Raw genomic sequence first — 21,801 nt, forward strand, 5'->3', positions numbered from 1 at the left:
CGAGCACCCAAAACCCAACGCCTTCGTTTAATGGACCTGGCTTACCTGGACGACTTCTTCGTCACTGACGATCACGAGGCGATGCGGCCTTACGTCGTAGGTGGTTTCGCCGTCGACGTGGACGACGACCGCGCAGGGGGTATCCCTATCCATCAGTGCGTTCGGCCGTATGGATTTCCCGGAGAAGACGAAGAACTTGCTGTCGCGCGGGTATTTTTCCTTGATCCCGTCCTCGACGTCCTCCCAGTCAATGACACGGGCATCGTTTAACCGCATCTCAATCGCCGGAGCGGCGTCGGCCTTGGTGACCTTCACCGTGCTGCCGAGCCATTCCTTTTGCACCGTGTTTTCAAATTCAGTCAGGGATTGAATTTGCATGGGACGCCTCCTCATCTGTATCTCAAGCTTATTATGCAACCATTCTCTTTTTCTTAAAGCCTTGTCAACTCGCCCGGCTGAAGATGGTACAATGTTGACCATGGTGACCGGAGATGGCAGTAAGACAGCATTCGGTGATGCCGGACCTCGGAGCTTTGAGATTGTGAGAGGCGGTGATTGCAGCCTTAATCACAAACTTTATGAGCTAAATGGCCGGCGCGGTAGGGAAAAGGGTAAGCGGCAGCGAAGTTTTCGTTAAGTATATGCGGCAAGGATCGGGCTAATCAAGGATCAGCCGTTGTTACAAGTCACACTATTTTGACTTTTGCTTGGAGGGGTAAAGGTTGTCGGAACGGATGAGAATAGTCGTCATCGGGGGCGTCGCGGCCGGTCCCAAGGCGGCGGCCAGGGCACGCCGGCTGATGCCCAACGCCGAAATCACCATTTTGGAAAAGAGCGACTTCATTTCCTACGCGGGGTGCGGGATGCCCTTCTACCTGGACGACCAGGTCCCGGATTTCCAGGACCTCTTCGATACCGCTTACTGGGTGCCCCGGGACACCGGATACTTTGCCCGGGAGCGCGGGATCAGGGTTCTTACCGGAACGGAGGCACTGGCTGTCGACCGGGCCGCCAGGCAGGTCCGGGCGCGGGACGTGCGCACGGGGGAGGAAATGGTCTTCCTTTACGACAAGCTGGTGATCGCCACGGGGGCCAACCCTGTTATACCGCCGATTGAAGGCATTAACCTGAAAGGCGTCTTCAAATTGAAGGAACCCTCCGACGCCCAGGCCATCAAGGAGTACCTGCCGGAAGTGCAGGAAGCGGTGGTCGTGGGGGCCGGCTTTATCGGGATGGAGGTCGCCGGCGCCCTCGCCAACCTGAAGATTCTGACAACCGTCGTCGAGTTCCAGGACCAGGTACTGCCCGGCGTCCTGGACCCCGACATGGCGCTGCTGTTCAAGACGCGCCTGCAATCGCAGGGGATCGAGTTCCTGGTGTCCGAGAAGGTCATGCGTTTTGAGGGGGACGAAAACGGCCGCCTGACGCGGGTGGTCACCGACAAGCGCGTCCTGGACGCCGAGCTGGCCCTCGTCGCCGTCGGCGTGCGGCCCAACGTCGCCCTAGCCCGCGAGGCCGGCCTGGCCATCGGCGAAACGGGAGCCATCCTCGTCGACGACCGCTGCCGCACGAGCGACCCGGACATCTACGCCTGCGGCGACTGCGTGGAAACGTTGCACATCCTGACCGGGCGCAAGGTTTACGTGCCGCTGGCCACCACGGCCAACCGGCAGGGGCGCGTGGTGGGCGACAATCTGGCCGGCAAGGACTCCCGGTTCAAGGGCATCCTCGGGACGGCCATCCTCCAGGTGATGATCTGGAACGCCGGGCGTACCGGGCTGGGAGAGAAGCAGGCCAAGGAACTCGGCTACGACGTCGTGACCACCGTTTCCCCGCAGCACGACCGGGCGCATTACGCTCCGGGGCACAGCCTGGTGATTCTCAAGCTGATCGCCGACAGGGCCACGCGGCGCGTCCTGGGCGTGCAGGCGATCGGGCCGGGCGAGGTGGCCAAGCGCGTCGACGTCGCCGCCTCGGTGATCCATTTCGGCGGCACCGTCGACGACCTCGTCGACATCGACCTGTCGTACGCGCCTCCCTTCAACATGACGGTCGATCCGCTCCAGCACTGTGCGAATGCCACGCGCAACAAGCTGGACGGGACGGTGGAGGTCATCAGCGTCGCCGAACTGAAGGAGAAGCTGGACCGGGGGGACGACTTCGTGCTTCTCGATGTCCGGACCGACAAAGAGTTCAATTCGCGGCGCATCAACGACCCGCGGCTCAAGCACGTGGTGATGGCCGAACTGCGGGAAGCGGTGAAGGACCTGCCCCGCGACAAGCAGATCGTCTGCATGTGCGACCTGGGCATCCGCTCCTATGAGGCCTTCCGCTTCCTCCTGGGCGCGGGTTTTAAGAACCTCAAGTCGGTTGAGGGCGGCATGCGGGTATGGCCGTACGGCCCAGTCGGCATGCTCTAGCTCTTCACGGGATGTTTCATCGAAGGCTGTCACACAAGATCGTAGCTGAAAGAGCGCCGCGGGGCGCTCTTTTAGCCTGCGGGGCTGTTCTTCCCGGCTTTAAAATGACAAATGCTGGCAGATCAATAACAATCGGTAAGTCTGACCCTCTCATAGGACAAAGGGCGGGACGCGCAGCCACCCCTTCAGCTTGCCGAACTTGACCATCAGATCGAACAGGTGCAGCTCATCGACGGCGAAGTTGATCAGCTGCGCACGCAGTTTATCGTTGGTGGTGAACGAGCGGATGGTCCTGGCATGGTAGTCAAGGAAGCCCTGCATGCCGAAGAACACGTCTCTGAACATGAATTCGTCTTCTATGATCGCGCTTACGTCAGGCAGCCGCATGCTCTTGGGCGGCCTTGAGGGAAGGGACAGGTTGAAAGTGTTCATTTCTTTTTCCAGGACGTTGACCTGTTTTTCCAGGACGCCGGCCAGTCCCTGAGCCAGAAGCGCCTTCAGGTCGGGATCATGGGCGAAGTTCTGGTAGATCTGGGTTTTCTGGATGATGTCGTACCTGGAGAGCAGGAGATCCCAGAGGATAAACGCTTCTCCGGCGTCGAGCTTCGGGCGCTCCGCCGTCTCGGCCTTGCCGAGGTGAATATTGCCGATCTGCACCATGGTTGTTTCACTCCCAGTTCCTTTTGGTTTAGTTTGCGGCCGCGCGACAAAACTAATACCGGCTGGGGTCAAGTCTCAAAAATTCAAAATTCAAAATAATGGCAGACGGGTAACAATCGGTAAGTCTGACCCCCGCGGAGGTGATGGTGTTGCGGGTGGGAAGGGATGAGCTGCTGGAGAGGGCCGAAGCGGCCAGGGTTATTCTGGAAGAGTGCTGCCTGTGCGGGCACGGGTGCCGGGCGCGGCGGCTAGACGCCGAAAAGGGATTGTGCGGCGCCGGGGAACGGGCCATCGTCAGCGACTACGGGCCGCATTTCGGCGAGGAGAGCGTGCTGGTCGGGACCCGCGGCTCCGGGACGGTTTTCTTCAGCTACTGCAACCTGAGCTGTGTCTTCTGCCAGAACTGGGAGATCAGCGCACTCGGGCGGGGCCGCCCGGTCTCGCCGGCCGAACTCGCCAACATGATGCTCGACCTCCAGGATACCGGCTGTCACAACGTCAACCTCGTCTCGCCGACCCATTACGTGCCGCAAATCCTCAAAGCCCTGGCGGACGCCGTCGCCAGGGGGCTGGATGTCCCTATCGTGTATAACACCGGCGGCTACGACAGTGTCGAAACGCTGAAGCTCCTGGACGGGGTGGTGGACATCTACATGCCCGACATGAAGTTCAGCGACGATGCGACGGCCCGCCGCTACACCGGGGCGCCGGACTACGTCAGCGTGAACAGGCAGGCGGTGAAGGAGATGCACAGGCAGGTCGGCGACCTGGTCGTCGACGAGCGGGGCGTGGCCATCAGGGGGCTAATCGTCCGGCACCTGGTCCTGCCGAACGGGCTGGCCGGCACGAAGGAAGTGATGACATTCTTGGCCCGGGAGATTTCCCCCCGGACCTACGTCAACATTATGGACCAGTATTACCCGGCCCACCACGCTCGCCGCTACCCCGAGCTGGATCGCCGCATCACCGGGGCCGAGTACCGGGAGGCGTTGGCCGTCGCCCGCGAGGCCGGCCCGGAGTTCCGCTTCGCGGAATAGGCATAGCTGATAGGAACGCCAACAAGAAGGGGACCACGGGGCAATTTACCAGTGTCCCTTTTTTAAATGTTATCTTTGGACGATTGCTGAACTCCTTTCGGTATCAAGCACGTTGTCTAATAATAGGACCTTTTCCGGGTAATTACTCGGGTAGCGGTAGGGTTAAGATTTACGCTGTTTGTTCCGAAAAGAACAAATAAGACCTACAAGGGGGGTGTTTGGAAAACCGGTACTGGCGCCGGCTTGATGTTTGAATCCGGTATCCTGGAAGCGGTTATTCCACAAGAATCATGCTGAATCCAATCAAGCAACGGAGGGTGTTTATTTAAATGAAGCTGTCAGTTGGTCGAAAAATCGGCGGCGGTTTTCTGATCCTGCTTCTAATGGTGGCAGTTATCATCGTAGAAGGCGTAAAGGTAATGATCACCTCGGAGGGCGAACTGAGCTACGTAAACACGCGCGTGCAGCGCATCACCCTCGACTACGAGATCAAGGAGGCCTTCCAGGGGGCGGTCCTGGGCATGCGGAGCTATTTGGTCTATCACGAAGCCAAATTCCTTGCCCAGTATATCGACGGGATTAAGAAGACGGAAGAGTTGCTGCAGGAACGGATCGAGAACTCGGCTCCCGAAACCCGGCCCCACATAGAAAAGGCCCTTAACCAGGTCAGGCAGTACGACGCCGCTGTTGCTGAGAAAATGATTCCCTTGCTTAAGGCCGGGAAATATGAGGAGGCCGCCGCTGTTGGCAAGACCCTTGCACCTGTAGCAACTGAACTTAATCAAACTTTTGCCGAACGCATTGTTACGACCAGGCAGAAGACCGACGACACGCTTGCCGCAACCCAGCGCGACCTGAGGACGACACGCCAGACCATCCTTGTCGTTGGTGTTTTCGCTCTTCTGGCCGGCGCGCTTTTGACGTTTTTTATCACGCGGTCCATCACGAGCCCGGTCAAGGCGATGATGGACGGTATGCGCCGTTTGGCTGACGGCGACTTCACCAGGCCCGTTATTGTCAAGGCCAGAGATGAAATCGGCGAGCTTGCCGGGGCCGTCAACCGGACGCGGGAACACCTGAGGGAACTCGTCGTCAACATCAACGCGCTGGCCCAGTCGCTGGCCGCCCAGAGCCAGGAGCTGGCCGCCGCCACCGAAGAGGTCAGCGCCACCGTGGAAGAGGTGGCTTCCACGACCAACGAGGTATCGGCTGTTTCCCTGCAGGGCACCGAGAACGCCCTGGCCGCGGCCGACGATGCCCAACGGGTACAGGATGTGGCCCGGCGCGGCAACGAAGCCGTCAGTGATACCGTACAAAAGATTAACGCCATTGCCGCCGCGTCCCAGCAGGTCAATGCAGCGGTACAGGAACTGGGGGTTATTTCCAAGCAGATCGGCGACATCATTAATGTCATCACCGGGATTGCCGACCAGACCAACCTCCTGGCGCTGAACGCGGCCATTGAGGCGGCCAGGGCGGGCGAGCAGGGACGCGGTTTTGCCGTTGTGGCCGAGGAAGTTCGCAAGCTGGCCGAGCAGTCGGCGAACGCCGCCAAGGAAATCGCCGGGTTGATCACCAGGGTGCAGAACGGGGTCAATCATGCGGTAACGGCGATGGACAAGGGTATCAACGAGGTGCGGACCGGCGTCGAGGTCGCCGGCAAGGCGGGCAAGTCGCTCCAGGAGATCATTGCCGCCGTCCGGCACACGACGTCGATGATCCGCGACGTGGCCGAGGGCTCCAAACAGGCGAACGACGGTACGCAGCAGCTTAACGCGGCGGCCGAACAAATTTCCGCCAGCATCGAGGAGGTCACCTCGGCGGCCGGTGAACTGGCCAAGATGGCCGAAAACTTATCGGCGGCGGTAGCCAGGTTCAAAGTGTAACCAAACCACGGTACAAGCAGCAGCTTTTTTAGGTATAACGCCGGGGATGACAGCCGGCGTTTTTTAGTTTTTGAATTTTTGGGATTTGACCCCAAGTGCTATTCATAGCCGGTGAACATGGACTTGAGCTTCTTGAGGCTGTCGGTAAGGGCAAAATAGATGTGCCCTGCGGCCATGGCGGAAATGGCCACGCTTGCCAGGTAGTGCAGTTTGCGCAGCGGATTCAGGCCGCCCGCCAGGGCGGCCGGCTTCTGAAATTTGTTTGAGATGTACAGGCCCAGCCCGGTCACGATCTGCACAGGGATGAGCAGGGCAAAGCTCGTGTATACTGTTTTTTGCCCGGGGTTGTATTTGGGATACTTGGGTTTCTTGCTGGTAAGAAAGAGTTCGTATTTTAAGAACTCCGGCATGCGGAGCACATCCGTGAGGCTTGGAAAGATCTCCTTGTAGTTTTTTGTCATGTAACCATAGTAGACCCGGGCCACGTAGGAGCAAATGAGAATATACTGCGCGATAAAATGAGCTTTCCGTGCGGAGTTCATATTTTTAAAGCCCCGTAGGCGCGACGGCTTAGTGATATAGAACCCGCTCAGAATGCAGACAAGCACGGCAGGTGCGTAGGACCAGTGCAGGAGTCTGGCCGGCCAGGGATGTCGGGGTTTACCCTTTGTCAGTGACGGCAACGGGTTTTTCACGGAATAACCTCCGGTATGCTGAAAGCTTTTCGGTTTTAACACAGGATGACTGTTTTCCCAACCGGCGCGGCCGGTACGAGGATGTGAGCCTGGCAAGCCGAGCACACATCGAAGGCACGGACTACCCTTCCTATCTCGACCGGCTCGTTCTCGTCTTCGACCGGCGTTCCGATCAGGGCTTCTTCCACCGGCCCCAACCGGCCTTCATCATCACGAGGTGAAAAATTCCACGTGGTGGGGGTGATGATCTCATAATGGGCGATCCTTCCCCTTTCGATCCGCAGCCAGTGTCCCAGCGGACCCCGCATGACGCCTGTCAGGCCGGCGCCTTCTGCCTCCCGGGGTACTTTGAAAGGGACAAAAACGGGCTCCCCCGGCCGTAATTCTTCCACCCAGCCCTCCATCAGTTTCCCGATCATTTCCGCTTCCAGGACACGGGCAACGGTCCGGTCCATGGTGGAAACACCCTTCCGGTAGTCCCCTCTAATCCAGAGCCGGGCTAGAGGTCCCCCTTCCATCGGCTTCCCCTCGTAGCGGGGCGCTTTGACCCATGAATAGGCGCCCTCCTTTTCCCGGTCAGGCTCGGTCCGCCCCCGGGACGGGTGCCGGGGTTCACCGTTTTCGGCAAACCATGAATACTTCAGATACTCACTAATCGCTGAAGTATCGAGCTTTTGCGGGTGACCGTCGACAACGGCGCCTCCCGGAAAAAACCTTTCATTGTCGTTTTCGTTGAGGGGAAAAAGGCCGAACTCCAACAGGTTGGGCGTCCGGCATCCGATCTCGTAATAGTCCGGGTAGGCCTTCGCCAGGGTGAATACGTCGGGAATCATTGTGTTTCTTATAAAATCGTTGATCTTTCTTAACTTGGAGGTAAAATCCATTAATATATCCGCCGACGGGGGCACGGAGTTCCCTCCGGCCAGCAGGCCGTGGGAGTGTGGGGCTTTACCCCCCAGCAGGGTCATCAGCTCGTGAGTCAGCCGGCTGGTTTCTACGGCCTGAAAGTAGTGTTCAATCATAGTCTCGTTCGTTTTTTTTGGTAAACGGTAGCCTCTGGTATAGCCGGGAATGAAGGGGCGTAGGTTCGGCCCCTGGACGTAATCCGGCAGGCTGTACAGGTAAAAGTTACGGATGTGGCTCTGCAGCAAGTCGGCGCCCAGGATCAGGTTGCGCAGCAGGTTGCCGTTTCGGGGAGGACGTACGCCGGCAGCGTTCTCCAGGGCGAAAGACGCCGCCGTACCGTGGGCCGAGGAACATATCCCGCAGATCCGCTGGGTCAGGTAGCCGGCGTCCCGGGGGTCCCTCCCCCGGAGGATCGACTCGAAGCCCCGGAAAAAGATCCCGCTGCACCGGGCATCCACTACTTTCTTGTTTTCTACAATAACCTCCACGAAACTGGAATTGTTAGCCCGGGTTAGCGGGCCAACCACAATTTTTTTCACGGCGTTTCGTCCTTCCCAATTCGGTTGTCGGTGGGCAAAAAGCGCAAGAGCTTGTAAGCTGATTGTCACCGCCAACCGCTAACCGCTTCGCAGCTTCTGCAGCAATCCCTGCAGTTTTTGGCGCATGCCGTTACCGGAAAAGCCTTTCTTAAGAGTGTAGGGCAGCCGGCCGGTGACAATGCTGGCAATCAAGTGCCCGCCGATGCCCAGGGCGGTAATAGCGGCGGTTACCGCCCCGATTCGGTCGGCGGTCGTTTGAATACCGGGCAGCTTTACGTCAGGAAGGTGCTCAAAGAAGGGCATGTCACCGTCGGGAAATTCCGGGCTGGTACAGCCTATACATGGGGTATTGGCCTTCACCGGCCAGCTCAGGTGCTCTCCGCTCCACTGGCGGTAAGGGCAGTCGGCGTAGGTCACCGGCCCCTTGCACCCAATCTTGTACATGCACCAGGGCTCGCCGGGTTTCCTGGCAAAGATGCTGTTGTCGAAATAGGTACGCCGCTGGCAGAGGTTGTGGATAGTTTCGCCGTAGAACATTTTCGGCCGGTTCAAATCGTCCAGTTCCGGCTCCCCGTACCAGCTCAGGTGCGCCAGCGTCCCCATCAGCCAGTCAGGAAGGATGGGGCAGCCGGGGACGTTGATCACCCGCCTGTCCAGCACAGCCTGAACAGGCTTCGACTCGGAAGGGTTAGGGGCGGCAGCGAAAGGCCCGCCGAAGGCCGCGCAGGTGCCCGCGGCCACCACGTACCGGGCCTTGGCCCCCAGTTTCCGAACCGCCTGCAGGGCCGTCAACGGCTTCCCGTTTCGCATCCCGATAACGCAGTACAACCCGTTGGACCGGGTCGGGATCGTCCCTTCGACGATCAGAATATACTCGCCCGGAATCTCTGACATGGCTTCGTCCAGGACTCCGGTGGCCATGTCCCCCTCGGCCGCTCCGAGCAGATAGTTGTAGCGAAAGTCGACCAGGTCGGTAAGCAGGCTCCGGTAGCAAGGGTCGACGGAGTTCAAAAAAGAAAGCATATCGCCGGCGCAGGTATTGGTCCCCAGCCAGATCACGGGGGGTCTTTCTTTCCCGGCGAAGAACTTCGGCCGGCGAACCGGATGTTCAGCGGCATCCTGGTTACGCTGACCTTGCGGGCACGATACGGAACAGTAGAATTTGGGCATTTTATCTCTTCACTTTGCAGCCGCGTATCCCCGTGTGGCCCGGACCTTTGCCGTGAACGGTTCCGCGGTTGGCTTATCGAGCCCGGGTGGCGCGGCGGTCAACTTTATGCTGCTTAGGGTGATACCCGATTCACGGATACCCGGGTCAGCGGCCTTCCCGGTCTACGATCTCCTTATCCCGTTTGTCGTCCCGGTCCAGCAGCTTTACGAGCATCGAGGTCAGTCCTCTTCGTTCTTCTTCGGTGCCCTCCAGCCAGAGTTCCTGGAGGAGACGCTGCTCCCGATTACCCGAGTCGATGTGCCCGGCCAGGAAACCTCCCAGGCGGTAGGCTGCGTCCTTGATCCTGTCTTCGGACAGGCCTATGAACTCTCCGATATTGACCCCCGTTCTCAGCATTTTTTTCCATTGTTCCCACGTTACGTCTGTCTCCACCATTGCTCCGTGAACCTCCTGGAAGTGGTATCTGCCGATAGTATGTATGAAGCGCGGCAACCCTATGCATCGCCGTCACTTCACGCCGCCGGCTGTATCCAACTCGTATAATCGGAAACCGCCCGTCGAAGAATATGTAGGGACAGACTACCTGTTATGGCAGGGTTTTCTCGGAAGGAGACCTATTCGGTGCGGGAAGCGGGAAGAATCTCGGCCTTTCAGGCCATGAACTACGAGATCAGCATCGTCCTGGCCACGGCCATCCTTTTTGTCCCTTCGATCGCGGCCCAGCATGCCCGCCAGGACGCCTGGCTTTCGCTGTCCCTGGCCGGAGCTTTCGGCGCTCTGGTAACTTACATCGCCGCCCGCCTGGCCCTGCGCTTCCCGCAGGAGACCGTGGTGCAGTATACGCCCCGTGTTTTGGGACCGGTGGTCGGGAAACTGGTCGGGTTCATCTATGTCTACTACTACCTTTACGTGGCCTACTTCGTGCAGCGGGAGTTCTCGGAACTGGTGAATACGGCCTACCTGCCGCGGACCCCGATGATCGTGGTCATCGGCCTCCTGACGCTCCTGGCCGTCTACGTCCTCTACCAGGGCCTGGAGGTCCTGTGCCGGGTAAACACGGTCGTCCTCTGGACGGTGGTCGCCGCCCTGCTGCTGGTTATCGCCCTGGGCATCAAGGAGGTCAATCTGGAAGAGTTACTCCCCGTTTTCGAGAACGGTCCCGGACCGGTGGTCCTCGGGGCGGTCGCTCCCGGTTCCTGGTTCGGGGAAACGGCGGTAATCCTGATGCTCATGCCTTTTATCTGCGCGGCGGACCGGCCCCGCATGGTAAAGTTCAACCTGCTGGCGGTCCTGATCCTTTTCCTGCTCATGGAATTGATCGTCGTAAGTGCCATAGGGCGTTTCGGTGCGGACCAGACAGCGACCAAACTTTTCCCGACCCTTTCTCTGGCACGGCATGTGGAGGTTCCGACCCTCCCCATTTTTTCGCGCCAGGACGCCCTCTTCATGGTCTTCTGGATCGGGGGGATGCTCTTCAAACTAGCGACCTTTTTTTACGCCGGTACCCTTGGTCTGGCCCAGTGGCTCAACCTCAAGGACTACCGGCCGCTGATCCTGCCCCTGGCCGTAGTCATCACCGCTCTCGCCGTGCAGTCCTGGGCAAACATCACGGATCTGAAATCTTTTACCAGTGAAGTCTTCCCTTTCTCCATCACCTTCGTCCAGTTCGTCCTTACCGGCACGATCCTGCTCGTCAGCATTATCCGGGGAACAAGCGGCCGGCCCGCAAGAGGGGGTGCGGAGAATGACAAAGCGTAGGCGGCGGATCGTCCGCTCCTTAAGCGAGATGCTGCGGGCCGGCCGCAAGGGGGCGACGCAAGAACAGCTTTCCGCCGGCGGCAATACCGTTGCGGCCGGCGGCGGCGCACGCGCTTCGGGTGCGGGGAGCGACGGGCCGGGACAGGACGGGCGGCAGCCGGGCAGGGAGAGCGGAAATGCCGTAAACCGGGTTTACCGCCAGGACGAACTGCGGCAGGCGCCTCTTTCCGCGTCCCTGGACGAGAATCTCGCCGGACTGCGGCGCGTGTTGGGAGGCTTTCCCGGCTTCAGCATCCGGGAGTTCCTGGTGGCGGGGAAATGGCGGGCGGCCATGGTTTTCACGGAGGGCCTGATCGACCCTGCGCTGGCCGAGGGCGGTATCCTCCGCCCCCTGATGCACTCCTTGCGGCGGGAGCCGGAGGTCGGGGGCTCGCTCCTGGAGACGGTCCGCGAGGCCGGCATGGCCGCCGCCCCGCTGCGCGCACGGCGCACCCTCGGCGAGGTAGTCGAGGACGTGTTGGAGGGGCAGGCGGTGCTCCTCGTCGACGGCGAGTCGGGGGCCCTGAGCGCCGAGGTGACCGGGTTCCCGACCCGCGGCATCGCGGAGCCGGTCAGCGAGAGCGTGGTACGCGGCCCGCGCGAGGGATTCGTGGAGTCCCTGGCCAAGAACCTGACGCTTATTCAGCGCCGCCTGAAGACCCCCAATCTGGCCTGCGAGCATTTCTTCCTGGGTCTGGAGACCCACACGCAGGTAACGGTGCTGTATATTAAGGGGCGGGCCAACCCGGAGCACCTCGCCGAGCTGAAGCGCCGCCTGCAAAGGATTGACAAAAACATCGACGGGGTGCTGGAGAGCAACCACATCGAGGAACTGATCGCCGACCAGCCGCTCTCCCCGTTCCCGCAGGTCTTGAGCACCGAAAGGCCGGACCGCGTGGCGGCGGCCCTCCTGGACGGCCGCATCGCCATCCTGGTGGACAACACCCCCGTCGCCCTGGTCGTCCCATACGAGTTCCTCGCCTTGATGCAGGCGGCCGAGGACTACTACCAGAACTACTTCTTCGGGACGGCCATCCGTATCCTGCGCTATGTGGCGCTGGTCATCGCCCTGGTCGGTCCGGCGGTCTATGTTGCCGTTACCACCTTTCACCAGGAGATGATCCCGGAGGCCTTGCTCTTTTCGATCGTCGCCGCCCGCCAGGGGATACCCTTTCCGGCGGTCATCGAGATGTTACTCATCGACTATGCCTTCGAGCTCCTCCGCGAGGCCGGCATCAGGCTGCCGCGTCCGATCGGCCAAGCGGTATCCATCGTCGGGGCGCTGGTTATCGGGCAGGCCGCCATTCAGGCCGGGCTGACCTCCCCCCTGGCCGTAATCGTCGTCGCCGTTACGGGGATTGCCTCCTTTGTGCTGCCGTCCTTTTCGCTGGCTTTCAGTTTCCGCATTATCCGTTTTTTCATCACGATTCTGGGAGGCATTCTCGGTCTTTACGGGGTCGTCGCCGCCGTCTTGGCCATCCTCATCCACTTGGCCGGCCTGCGCACGCTGGGGGTGCCCTATCTTGCCGGGTTTGCCCCGCTGCACCTTTCCGACCTGAAGGAGACGGTGGTGCGTCCTCCCTGGTGGGCCATGCGCCGCCGCCCACACGAGCTCAGCAAGCGCAACCGGGAACGTCAGACGCCTGGGTTGAAACCGGGACCGGAACGGACGTAGGACGTGGGATAGGTATTGGATGTTAGACCCTCACGCTGCAAAATGCAGCACCACAGACAATGAAAAACGGTTACAGCAGGTCTGGGTTATCCCCGCGCTCCGTGCTCCGCTTCGACCGTTCTAAGCTCGGTTCGGAACGTGGCGGGCCTCCTGCGGATTGTTCGCGGGCGCAATTTTCAGCAGGTTACCCAAGTACGCGTCGAGGCCTTGGCCGTAGCGAACGTTGGGAGTATAAATAAAAAATGCGCAGTGAGCCGAGGAACAGCGTCGGCCGCTGTCTGACCCAGCACTCAACTAAGTCTCTCCGAAGAGCTAGTCATAAGTGATGGGTTCACTTAAACGGTCTGCAAAGTTGAGTGCCGGGGAGTTCGGCCGGCGCCCGAGGCGAACGAGCATATTCCTCAGCACGTACAAGTTCGCGCAGGCAAGGCCGAGGGCAAGCGTACGGCCGACGCTTTGACAGCGGAAGCGCCCGCGAACGTCCTCGTCGGCGGCCACGCTGACCTCACCTTCGCTAAGAACGGTGCCCGAAGCTTTCAGCAAAGTCGCTTGCGGGGATAAACCCAGACCCGAATAGCAAGGGCCGTTTTTCAGGGTAGATGTTGGATATTGGAAGTTGGAGTCGGGAAATTCAGAAGAGTGGGAGCAGGAAATCAGAAGTGGTATCACTCACCTCTAACTTCTCACCTCACACCTCTCGCACGGGGGGTGCAACCAGATAGTGGTTGATAGGAACAGGATATCCGTATTGGTAATCTTCGTTTTGTCATTGATGATTATGACGTGCGTTGGGTGCTGGGACAAGAAAGAGGCCGAGGACCTGGGCTATGTCCGGGCGACCGCCGTCGACCGGGCGCCGGGCGGGAAGGTCCGCCTGATCGCCCAGGTACCCAACCCGCGCGCTCTCGGAGGCGGCGGGGGAATGGCGGGAGTTACTCCCGGAGCGAGCATTCCCGCCAAGCCCTACCGCAATTACGAAGGCGAGGGAGCGACCGTTTTTAACGCCATACGGGAGATATCGCTTCATTCCCCCCGGCAGCTCTTCTGGGCGCAGAACGGATTGGTCATCTTTTCCGAAGGACTGGCACGGCAAGGTATCGCCCGGCACCTGGATTTCTTCGAGCGGAGTATGGAGATCCGGCGGCGCCTCAACCATGTCCTGGTTACTCCGAGCGAGCTGTCCTTGCTGCTGGATATCCCCGGTACGCAAGAGAGTATTCCGGCAGGCAGAATGGAAGAAATCATAAGGAAGAACGACATGCTGTCTTCACGTTTTGCCGTCGTTAACCTTAGTGAATTTCTCAAAATGCTGGCCGCTGAAGGACAGGATGCGTACTGCGGGGTAGTGCGGGTATTGCGTAACCCCACCCGTCCCGGCATAGTGCAGCAGCCGAACGCGCCGGAGCCCGTCTTCATCCTCGAGCTGAGCGGTGCTGCCGCCTTTCGGGGGGACCGTTTCGCCGGTTATCTCACCGAGCGGGAAACGCGAGGCGTACAGTGGGCCCGAAACAAGGTTCAAGGTGGCGCTGTTACCGTTCCCAGCCCTTCTGGGGGCGGACGGGTAACCCTGGAGATTATTGCTGGTGGGAAGAGCCGGATCATCCCGGACATCCAGGACGGGAGGCTCTTGGCTACGGTAGAGGTCAGGGGGGTCGAGGCCGATGTTGCCCAGAGCGAGGGCACGCTGGACCTGACCCGCCCCGAGGCGGTCGAGGCTTTGAACCGGGCCCTGGCGCAGGCTGTCGAGCAGGAAATAACGGCGGCGGCCGACAAGGCCCAGGAACTCGGCTCCGATGTTCTCGGGGTGGGAGCGGCCTTCCACCGGAAGTTCCCGCGGGAGTGGCGGGAGATGAAAGACAGCTGGCCGGAAATCTTCCCCGGCGTCGAAATTACGGCTCGTGCCGAGGCTTCGGTCCGGCGCACCGGCTTCATCGAGAAGGGCATAGGGGTCAAACCTTAAGTTTTCTTAAATTCTTTTAAAAAGAGCCTGACCCTGACAAATGTGAGAAATCTGAAGGTCCGACCCCATGATCGAGAGGTGAGATGTATTGAACCTGTTTCTTCTGTTTCTGTTGTTCGTGTCCATCATCGCTTTTGAAGTGCCGAAACTCGTCCGCCAGAGAATGTATCGTGAACTCTGGGCCTTCGCCGGGGTTACTTTCATTGCCATGGTGCTGAGCTTCGGGGTGGCGCTCAAGCTGCCCGTCCCCAACATTACCAAAGGGATTGAGGCCGTGGTCCGGCCTGTGTACCTGGCCTTTCAGCATCTGCTTACACAGTGAATCCACCCCGCATTCCATGTAAGATGCGCGCTTTAGGGGCATACTAAGACAAATCCATTCCAGGAGGTAGGAACAGTGAGCGTTCATTGCACCGTCAGCAACTGCCAGTGGTGGGGCCAGGGCAACCATTGCATGGCCGAGGGGATTCTCATCACCAGCGACACTTTGGCCAACCGTCTTGAAGACAAGTGGGACTACCCGCACACCGACCAGATCGTGCAGATGAACAAGGGTACGACCCCGGTAAACACCTGCATGGAATCGTGTTGCAAGACCTTCGTTCATCAGAAGAAAGGTTAAGCAGCGCCCCGCAGCAAATGTTTCCGCCTGGTCCGGCGGTTGCAAGCCGGGCCAGGCCTTTTTTCTCCCTAATGTAAGTCTTCCAGCGGGTCGGTGACTTCCCGCGCCCCGAGGCCGGACGCATGTTCCAGGTAAGGCCGTTGCTTGGACCAAACACTTCATCATACCGCTCTATGAACTGATATGGAAACGGAGGAACTGCGATATCGGCCATACTATCCGGAATCCTGGGGGCACTACCCACAACCAAAGAAATCTCCGCCGGCGAAGCCCACATGCTCTGGGAAAACCTTACTATACAGTATGACATTCTGGAACTCAGCCTCTTTTTTAGAAGCTGCGCGGAAGACACCGAATTCAAGGTGCTGCTGACCCAAGACTGGAGAGAACGTTAACTTCGCAGATCAACAAGCTGGAGCAGCTGCTCCATGAGCACGGGGTGCCTCTGCCGGAGCGCCCGCCCGAGGACGTCGGTGATGAGCGGCGGCAGCGGCGGCAAAGAACTGATCTTCCGGACAATCCTGCGCGGGATGCAGGAGTGTATTAACATACACTGACCTCAGACTTCCGGCATCTGACTTCCTTATGGGCGAGGACCGTCGATTTCATCGTTGGTCCCCAGGTTTTCACCCTTGACGTCGATCTCGTTAATGCCCGCCACGTCGTCACGCTTGAGGTCGGTGGGACCTTTAACGAAGTTCTTGCGAATCTTCAGGTCGCCGCCCTTCGGCACGTCCTTGTCCTTTTTCATGTTCTTACCTCCTAAGTAGAAATCATAAGCTGCTAAGCGATTGAGAAGATGCTAAAATTCGAACCTTTCAAAAACGAGCATGACGAGGAAGACAGCGCCGGACGGCGCGGAGCGTACTGAAAAGGATGTCGGATGCCTGAGGTCAGAGATCTGACAAAGAAACAATTACTCCGAGGCCGATAACGATCCGGCTGGTGGTAGTGCCGCTCAAGCCGTTCTCACCTCCCGCAAAGGCGTTGGCGTAAGATTTGAGTGAGCTTTCTTCGAGTAAGTTGCCCTAAAACATAAAAATTTATGGCCGAGGTTCGATGGGCTCGCCGCCGGGACCCCTCCCGGGATAGCTGTTGGGTTCGAAGGGCGTGCTTCCGGAAGGGTCGGGGGGCCGCGTTGTAGTCCCAGTAGTCGCCGATGGCCTCGTGGGTGGTCCGGCGGGCCTGCCCGCCGCTGGGCGTGGCCGATTGCTTGTCGCGCCGCGGTTTTTTCTTCACAGTTGTCGCCTCCACGTAAGTCTTGTATTAGACTGCCCGCTCGAAAGAACGATATACAGTGCCTCAAAGCCCGAAAAGCCGCCTTTTTTAAGTAAGGCGGCTTTTCGGCCAAAGTTATTGCAGCGGCACGTACAGGGCGTTTTCCTGGTCGTTGTAGTGCGCTTCGTACTTGCCTTTGGTGCGGATGTCGAAATGTTTAAAGAACCCTTTGGCGTGAATCTTCGTTTTCTTCAAGTTGAGACCGTCTTCGCTGGGCCTAATGCGAATGGTCTTGGTGTCCGGGTCAAAGGCCAGCTCGAAGCGGTCGCCTTTAACGTATTTCCTCGCCAGTTTGTTTAAAACGATCGAGGATTTTGACAGGGATACCGTGGGTTTGGGTTCTCTCCGCGGACCGCGTTCCTTAGGCGTGTACACCTGAAAAGCCATTTGCTTACCTCCCGATGGTTAATTTTCTTAAGTTACCAATATTATGTCCCTGCGCCGGCCTTTTAAACATTAGTTTAAGAAAACGCTCAATATCCGTATTTCGATCGAGGTTGAGTATTTGCTTAAAAATCCGTCGATTAAGCTTCCTAATATTGATTAAGCCTGTAAAGAAGTTATAGATACAAAAGCCCAAAGCGGTTTTACATAACGCTCTGGGCTTTCTGGGGGCAACGCTTCTAATTATCGGGAACAGTGCTCTATTCAGCAGAGTTATTTAATCGGTTGCAGGGCGGCTCCTTCGATTGCGGCTTTGTATTCCGCGATGAGTTTGGCGAAAATCGCTTTGACGGGCAGGATTTCCTTAATGCGGTGCACGTTTTGCCCGCAGAAGACGACACCCTCGTCAACGTTGCCCTTCTGGCTGTTGTCCAGGGCGCGGATGATGCAGTAGTCCTTGGAGCAAACCTTCAGGCATTTTTCGCATTCCCTGGGCTTGGGAGCCTCGTCGCGCATGATCTTTTCCACGAAGGCGTTCCTGAGGGCCCGTCCGGGCATACCTACCGGGCTTTTGATCACGACGACATCTTCGGCGGTGGCCTCCAGGTACTTTTGCTTGAAGGCGTCGGCAACGGTACATTCTTCGCTCAGGACGAAACGCGTGGCGAGCTGAACGCCGTCCGCACCCAGGCGGATCATTTCCGCGATGTCGGCGCCGGTGACCATGCCTCCGGCCGCGATCACCGGAATGTCGACGGTCTGCTTGATTTCCGGGATGATCTCCTTAACCGAGCGGTCGGTGCCCAGGTGGCCTCCCGCCTCGCAGCCTTCAGCCACTACGGCTGCGGCGCCTTGTTTCTCGGCCAGCCTGGCCAGCCTGGCGGAAGAGACAATGGAGACGATGGGGATGCCGGCCTCCTTGCCCCAGGCGAAAACGTCCCGGGAAAAACCGGCGCCGGTAAAGACGATATCGATCTTTTCTTCGATGGCCGCCTTGACAAGAGCGGCGAATTCCCGCACGGCGAACATAACATTGACGCCGATGATGCCCCGGCTCAGGCTCCGGGCCTTCCTGATTTCCGCCCTGAGTTCCTCCAGGGCCATGCCGGTGGCCCCGATCACGCCGATGCCGCCGGCGTTGGCCACCGCCGCGGCGAGGGGCGCCGTCGAAACCCTGAGGGCCATGCCTCCCTGGATGATGGGGTAACGGGGCAGGAGCCGGCCGATCTGCAGTTTTGGAAACACTTCTTCATTCCCGCTTTCCAAACTAATGTTACAATGTTTACGCTAAATGTGCACAGGCTAACGAAATTCGTTGTATCTCTATAGATTCCTCTACGAAAATCTACCCATTTTTTTATTGTGGCGTTTTTTGTTTCTTAAATTCGGATCTCAAGGTCTGGGCCAGGATGCCGGCGACCGTGCCCATAAGCATGGAGCCCAGCATGAAATAAAGCGGGAGATCGGCGGCTTTGGGCGGCAAGGTCCCGCCGCTTTGGGCGATCAGGTGGCCTTTCAGCCAGAGGCCCCCTATGAAGACAGGGGAGACGAACAGCATCGCCAGCAGATAAACTGCAATCTTGCCGAACATGCAAAACACCTCCTTAATGGCATTCAACATTCAGCGCTCAGCATTCAGGCAAGGATTAAACCCCGTAATCTGAGTGCTGACAGCTAAGCGCTAAGTGCGCGGGCGAAGCCCGTTTCTGAGCGCTGAGAGCTAATAAATAATCCCGCGGTTTGCAGCCGCGGGACATTCGTTCTTCCGCTGGGGGCATTACTACGTGTTCCCCAGCCTTACCACGGAGCCGGTACAGGTGGAGACTGCACCGTGAACCATTTCCCCCGCTTCTCCACTCGGGTGGTCCCCGGTCGTGCTCAAGACCGGTTGCTCATATCATACCACCGATTGAACAGATATTCAAGCGGTTTGCGTCAACCCGGCGGAAATCACTGGCCGAACCCTTTTTGCTGCCAGAGGAAAACGATCACGATAACCAGGAAGATGATGCGGATGACCCACTGGGTGGTTTTGTTCACCCTGCGCATGGCTGCACCTCCAATCGCGGCTTAGTAAATCGATCCTTTAAGCGTTATAATATCCTAAAATGAGAAAGGACGGTGGTCAAATGCCTCATCAACTGCCGCCTCTGCCTTACGCCTACGACGCCCTGGAGCCTTATTACGACGAACAGACGGTGCGCCTGCATCACGACGCCCACCACAAGGCTTACGTCGACGGTTTGAACAATGCCGAGGCCAAGCTCGCCGAGGCGAGGGAGAAGGGTGATTTCGCCCTGGTCAAGCACTGGGAGCGCGAGCTGGCGTTCCACGGTTCGGGGCACATCCTGCACACCATGTTCTGGGAAAACATGGCCCCCAACGCCGGCGGCTCCGCCGTAGGGCCGATCGCCGTACAGATTGACCAGGATTTCGGCGGCTACGACGTCTTCAAGAAGCAGTTTTCGGCCGCCGCCGTGGCTGTTGAGGGTTCCGGCTGGGCCGTTCTGGCCTGGAACCCGGGGTTCGGCAAGCTGGTCGTCTTGACGGCCGAAAAACACCAAAACCTGACCCAGTGGGGGGTCGTCCCGCTCCTGGTCTGCGACGTGTGGGAACATGCCTATTACCTCAAATACCAGAACAGACGGGCGGCATGGGTGGAAGCCTGGTGGAACCTCGTCAACTGGGAGGACGTCAACCGCAGGTGGACCGGCTGCGCCGGGCGTTGAGAACGATCCGACCGCCAAGACGCCAAGACCGCCGGGTCTTGGCGTTCTTCTCCACCTTGGCGTCCTCGGCGCTCTTGCGGTTGAGAAGCCTCATATCAGTTTAAACCTGTATGTTTCCTGCTCCAGCTCGTCCAGGAAACGCGCCATTTCCTCCCGTCTTTGCTCGCCGAGAGCCTTCCCTTCGGCGGTGACGAGGCTCGCCGGGAGTTCTTCGCTGAACTTCCTGAGGAGCTTAATGGCCGAAGGCAGGTCCGGCGTCCAGTCGTCGAGGCCGACGATCGACAGGATGCGCGCGACGCCGATGGCACCCATGAACTCAAGGACGTCGGCGTCGTGGAAGAACCGCGCCTCCGGCGAGTCGGCGGGAGGGGTGTAGAACATGTGCCCGCGGATGACGGACAGGACCTGGGCAAGCTTGGCTGACGGGAAGCCGAGGGCCGGCAGGAGTTCCCCCGCAACCTGCGCGGAACGCGCGGCGTGGTCGACCCCGTTTTGGCGGAGCGCGGGGTAAGCCCCGAGGTCGTGGATCATGGCCGCCGCCCACAGCACGTCGTCGTCGAGGTCATGCCCGGTTCCGAGCTGCCAGGCCAGCTTATAAACGCGGCTGCAATGAGCCAGGCCCCAGGCCGGGTGGGTTCCTTCTTTGCGTATCAGCCTGTTCAGATTTTCTCTCCACAAAACTGAAACCCCTCCATCGTCCACACACTGTAGGTAGTCCTCTTTCCTCTTTCCTCATCTGCCGCCTAATTCCTCTACCGCCGGGCCAATCCTTTTCCGGCAGGACTGCAAGGAGGGCGTTGACTATCCCCGGCGGACAGGCGACAATGGAGAGAGTTAAAAGGAGGTAAAGAGGTAAAGCGGAGGAAAGATGAAGAACGAGGTCAAGGGCTTTCTCTTTGTAGCGGCGGCGGCGATGCTGTGGGGGCTGGCGGGAACGGTCGCCAAGTACATGTTCAACCAGGACGTCAGGCCGGTTCACGTCGCCGAGATGCGGGCCGTCCTTTCTTTTTTGCTGTTGTTCGTCTATCTCGCGGTCGCAAACCGGAAATGCCTGTGGTTCGCCCGGAGCGACCTGCTGTTTATGGTTGTCTTTGGGATGGTCGGCGTGGCCGGGGTTCAGGTCACCTACCTGATGGCGATCAAGGAGACCAACGTCGCCACGGCCATCTTCCTGCAGTACCTGGCGCCGGCCCTCGTGCTGGTTTATGGGGTTTTGCGGCGTGCGGAGCAGCTCACCCTCTGTAAATTGGCCGCCCTGGCGCTGGCCGTGGGAGGCGGTTACCTCATCGTTACCGGCAAGGCCGGCGGCGGCCTGGCGACGACGCCCTTAGGCCTGGCCTATGGGCTGGCCTCGGCCGCTTTCTTTGCTTTTTATACCCTTTTCGGCAAAAAGGGCCTCGAGAAATACGGCGCCTGGACGCTTACGGTATACGGCTACGGGTTCGCCGCCGTCCTGTGGTGTTTCGTCCAAAACCCTGTGGGGGTATGGCTGGCTTATAACTGGACGGAGCGGCTCTTCTTCGTCTACATCGCCGTTTTTGCCACTGTACTGCCGTTCGGGTTCTTTTTCGAAGGGCTGAAATACTTAAGCCCTACCAAGACCGGGATCATCAGCACCCTGGAGCCGGTGGTCGCCGCCGTCCTGGCCTTCCTCCTCCTGGGCGAGCGCCTGGCCTTGATGCAGATCGCCGGGTGCGGCCTCATCCTGGCGGCCGTAGTGCTGATCCAGACCCGGCCCGGCGCCCCGGAGCAACATGTCAACGAAACCGTAGGCGACAGATCCGAACTGAGCGCCGGGACTAAGCATTGAGCACTGAGACGAAGAACCGCTCAGGATGCCAGGAAGCGCAGAAACCCTCTTATTACAAACCGCCAAGGTCGCCAAGACCGCCAAGGTGGGAAGAGGACCATACCGCAGTCAGGATCGCCAAGAGGCGGGCTAAGCCAAGTTATTGGGGTAGACCCTTAATACCGGTCTTTGCGTGCGATCTTCTGGTACCCGACCTGGTATCTCTTGGCGTACTTGGCGTACTTGGCGGTTA

General features: G+C 59.0%; 23 protein-coding genes. 10 read left to right on the forward strand and 13 right to left on the reverse strand.

Translation table 11 applies throughout. From position 1 onward, the window contains the following. Nucleotides 1–27: 27 nt before the first annotated feature. The gene (locus tag ACPV0M_RS12310; protein ID WP_425620905.1) at nt 28–378 is read right to left on the reverse strand and encodes a hypothetical protein; all 351 of its coding nucleotides are present in this window, start codon (nt 376–378) and stop codon (nt 28–30) included. A gap of 344 nt (nt 379–722) precedes the next feature. On the opposite strand from ACPV0M_RS12310, the gene ACPV0M_RS12315 reads away from it, so the two are divergent. After that, complete coding sequence (locus tag ACPV0M_RS12315; RefSeq protein ID WP_425620906.1) at nt 723–2,420, forward strand: FAD-dependent oxidoreductase; 1,698 nt, start codon at nt 723–725, stop codon at nt 2,418–2,420. A gap of 150 nt (nt 2,421–2,570) precedes the next feature. On the opposite strand, the gene ACPV0M_RS12320 is transcribed toward ACPV0M_RS12315, so the two are convergent. Continuing rightward, a complete protein-coding gene (locus tag ACPV0M_RS12320; RefSeq protein ID WP_425620907.1) occupies nt 2,571–3,080 on the reverse strand; it encodes a DUF3231 family protein in 510 nt (169 codons plus the stop codon). Nucleotides 3,081–3,223: 143 nt separating this feature from the next. On the opposite strand from ACPV0M_RS12320, the gene ACPV0M_RS12325 reads away from it, so the two are divergent. Both ACPV0M_RS12325 and ACPV0M_RS12330 read left to right on the forward strand, forming a co-directional pair. Continuing rightward, nucleotides 3,224–4,117 carry a radical SAM protein gene (locus ACPV0M_RS12325; protein WP_425620908.1) on the forward strand — a complete coding sequence of 298 codons (894 nt, stop codon included), beginning with the start codon at nt 3,224–3,226 and terminating at the stop codon, nt 4,115–4,117. Between the two features lie 329 nt (nt 4,118–4,446). Continuing rightward, entirely contained in the window at nt 4,447–6,003 is a 1,557-nt protein-coding gene (locus tag ACPV0M_RS12330) for a methyl-accepting chemotaxis protein (RefSeq protein ID WP_425620909.1), read from the forward strand. Between the two features lie 98 nt (nt 6,004–6,101). Here ACPV0M_RS12330 and ACPV0M_RS12335 read toward each other — a convergent pair whose 3' ends face one another. From ACPV0M_RS12335 to ACPV0M_RS12350, 4 genes are all read right to left on the reverse strand, one after another. Then, nucleotides 6,102–6,698: a cytochrome b/b6 domain-containing protein gene (locus ACPV0M_RS12335; RefSeq protein WP_425620910.1), complete on the reverse strand. Its 597-nt coding sequence runs from the start codon at nt 6,696–6,698 to the stop codon at nt 6,102–6,104. Between the two features lie 35 nt (nt 6,699–6,733). Continuing rightward, nucleotides 6,734–8,143 carry a nickel-dependent hydrogenase large subunit gene (locus ACPV0M_RS12340; RefSeq protein ID WP_425620911.1) on the reverse strand — a complete coding sequence of 470 codons (1,410 nt, stop codon included), beginning with the start codon at nt 8,141–8,143 and terminating at the stop codon, nt 6,734–6,736. A 78-nt stretch (nt 8,144–8,221) separates the two neighbouring features. Further along, complete coding sequence (locus ACPV0M_RS12345) at nt 8,222–9,313, reverse strand: hydrogenase small subunit (protein ID WP_425620912.1); 1,092 nt, start codon at nt 9,311–9,313, stop codon at nt 8,222–8,224. Between the two features lie 145 nt (nt 9,314–9,458). Further along, nucleotides 9,459–9,749: a DUF3243 domain-containing protein gene (locus ACPV0M_RS12350; RefSeq protein WP_425620913.1), complete on the reverse strand. Its 291-nt coding sequence runs from the start codon at nt 9,747–9,749 to the stop codon at nt 9,459–9,461. 186 nt (nt 9,750–9,935) lie between these two features. Between ACPV0M_RS12350 and ACPV0M_RS12355 the strand changes: the two genes are divergently transcribed. Continuing rightward, nucleotides 9,936–11,072 (forward strand): GerAB/ArcD/ProY family transporter, encoded by a 1,137-nt coding sequence (locus ACPV0M_RS12355; protein WP_425620914.1) that lies wholly within the window; start codon nt 9,936–9,938, stop codon nt 11,070–11,072. Then, complete coding sequence (locus tag ACPV0M_RS12360; RefSeq protein ID WP_425620915.1) at nt 11,059–12,786, forward strand: spore germination protein; 1,728 nt, start codon at nt 11,059–11,061, stop codon at nt 12,784–12,786. Before ACPV0M_RS12355 ends, ACPV0M_RS12360 begins: the two co-directional genes overlap by 14 nt. A gap of 312 nt (nt 12,787–13,098) precedes the next feature. On the opposite strand, the gene ACPV0M_RS12365 is transcribed toward ACPV0M_RS12360, so the two are convergent. After that, nucleotides 13,099–13,329, reverse strand: a complete 231-nt coding sequence (locus ACPV0M_RS12365; RefSeq protein ID WP_425620881.1) for a hypothetical protein — start codon at nt 13,327–13,329, stop codon at nt 13,099–13,101. A 178-nt stretch (nt 13,330–13,507) separates the two neighbouring features. Between ACPV0M_RS12365 and ACPV0M_RS12370 the strand changes: the two genes are divergently transcribed. The 3 genes from ACPV0M_RS12370 (at nt 13,508) to ACPV0M_RS12380 (ending at nt 15,368) form a co-directional block, all read left to right on the forward strand. Further along, a complete protein-coding gene (locus tag ACPV0M_RS12370; protein WP_425620916.1) occupies nt 13,508–14,746 on the forward strand; it encodes a Ger(x)C family spore germination protein in 1,239 nt (412 codons plus the stop codon). Between the two features lie 88 nt (nt 14,747–14,834). Continuing rightward, nucleotides 14,835–15,068: a hypothetical protein gene (locus ACPV0M_RS12375; RefSeq protein WP_425620917.1), complete on the forward strand. Its 234-nt coding sequence runs from the start codon at nt 14,835–14,837 to the stop codon at nt 15,066–15,068. 75 nt (nt 15,069–15,143) lie between these two features. Beyond that, a complete protein-coding gene (locus ACPV0M_RS12380; RefSeq protein WP_425620918.1) occupies nt 15,144–15,368 on the forward strand; it encodes a DUF1540 domain-containing protein in 225 nt (74 codons plus the stop codon). A gap of 391 nt (nt 15,369–15,759) precedes the next feature. Here the strand turns inward: ACPV0M_RS12380 and ACPV0M_RS12385 are convergent, their stop codons facing one another. The 5 genes from ACPV0M_RS12385 to ACPV0M_RS12405 form a co-directional block, all read right to left on the reverse strand. Continuing rightward, nucleotides 15,760–15,918, reverse strand: a complete 159-nt coding sequence (locus ACPV0M_RS12385) for a hypothetical protein (RefSeq protein WP_425620919.1) — start codon at nt 15,916–15,918, stop codon at nt 15,760–15,762. Nucleotides 15,919–15,951: 33 nt separating this feature from the next. Then, nucleotides 15,952–16,119, reverse strand: coding sequence for a hypothetical protein (locus ACPV0M_RS12390; protein WP_425620920.1), 168 nt, complete (start codon nt 16,117–16,119; stop codon nt 15,952–15,954). Nucleotides 16,120–16,721: 602 nt separating this feature from the next. After that, the gene (locus ACPV0M_RS12395; RefSeq protein WP_425620921.1) at nt 16,722–17,033 is read right to left on the reverse strand and encodes a hypothetical protein; all 312 of its coding nucleotides are present in this window, start codon (nt 17,031–17,033) and stop codon (nt 16,722–16,724) included. A gap of 270 nt (nt 17,034–17,303) precedes the next feature. Next, the gene (locus ACPV0M_RS12400; protein ID WP_425622213.1) at nt 17,304–18,215 is read right to left on the reverse strand and encodes an NAD(P)H-dependent flavin oxidoreductase; all 912 of its coding nucleotides are present in this window, start codon (nt 18,213–18,215) and stop codon (nt 17,304–17,306) included. Nucleotides 18,216–18,387: 172 nt separating this feature from the next. Further along, on the reverse strand, nt 18,388–18,621 hold the full coding sequence (locus ACPV0M_RS12405) for a hypothetical protein (RefSeq protein WP_425620922.1): 234 nt from the start codon (nt 18,619–18,621) through the stop codon (nt 18,388–18,390). 538 nt (nt 18,622–19,159) lie between these two features. Between ACPV0M_RS12405 and ACPV0M_RS12410 the strand changes: the two genes are divergently transcribed. After that, nucleotides 19,160–19,759: a superoxide dismutase gene (locus ACPV0M_RS12410; protein WP_425620923.1), complete on the forward strand. Its 600-nt coding sequence runs from the start codon at nt 19,160–19,162 to the stop codon at nt 19,757–19,759. A gap of 90 nt (nt 19,760–19,849) precedes the next feature. Here the strand turns inward: ACPV0M_RS12410 and ACPV0M_RS12415 are convergent, their stop codons facing one another. Beyond that, the gene (locus ACPV0M_RS12415; protein ID WP_425620924.1) at nt 19,850–20,437 is read right to left on the reverse strand and encodes an HD domain-containing protein; all 588 of its coding nucleotides are present in this window, start codon (nt 20,435–20,437) and stop codon (nt 19,850–19,852) included. 190 nt (nt 20,438–20,627) lie between these two features. Here ACPV0M_RS12415 and ACPV0M_RS12420 point away from each other — a divergent pair, with 190 nt between their 5' ends. Then, nucleotides 20,628–21,569: a DMT family transporter gene (locus ACPV0M_RS12420; protein ID WP_425620925.1), complete on the forward strand. Its 942-nt coding sequence runs from the start codon at nt 20,628–20,630 to the stop codon at nt 21,567–21,569. Nucleotides 21,570–21,801 lie beyond the last annotated feature (232 nt).

The organism is Desulfosceptrum tomskiensis (genome assembly GCF_049818055.1).
In the GTDB taxonomy this organism is placed as follows: Bacteria; Bacillota; Desulfotomaculia; order Desulfotomaculales; family JASEER01; genus JBFLVT01.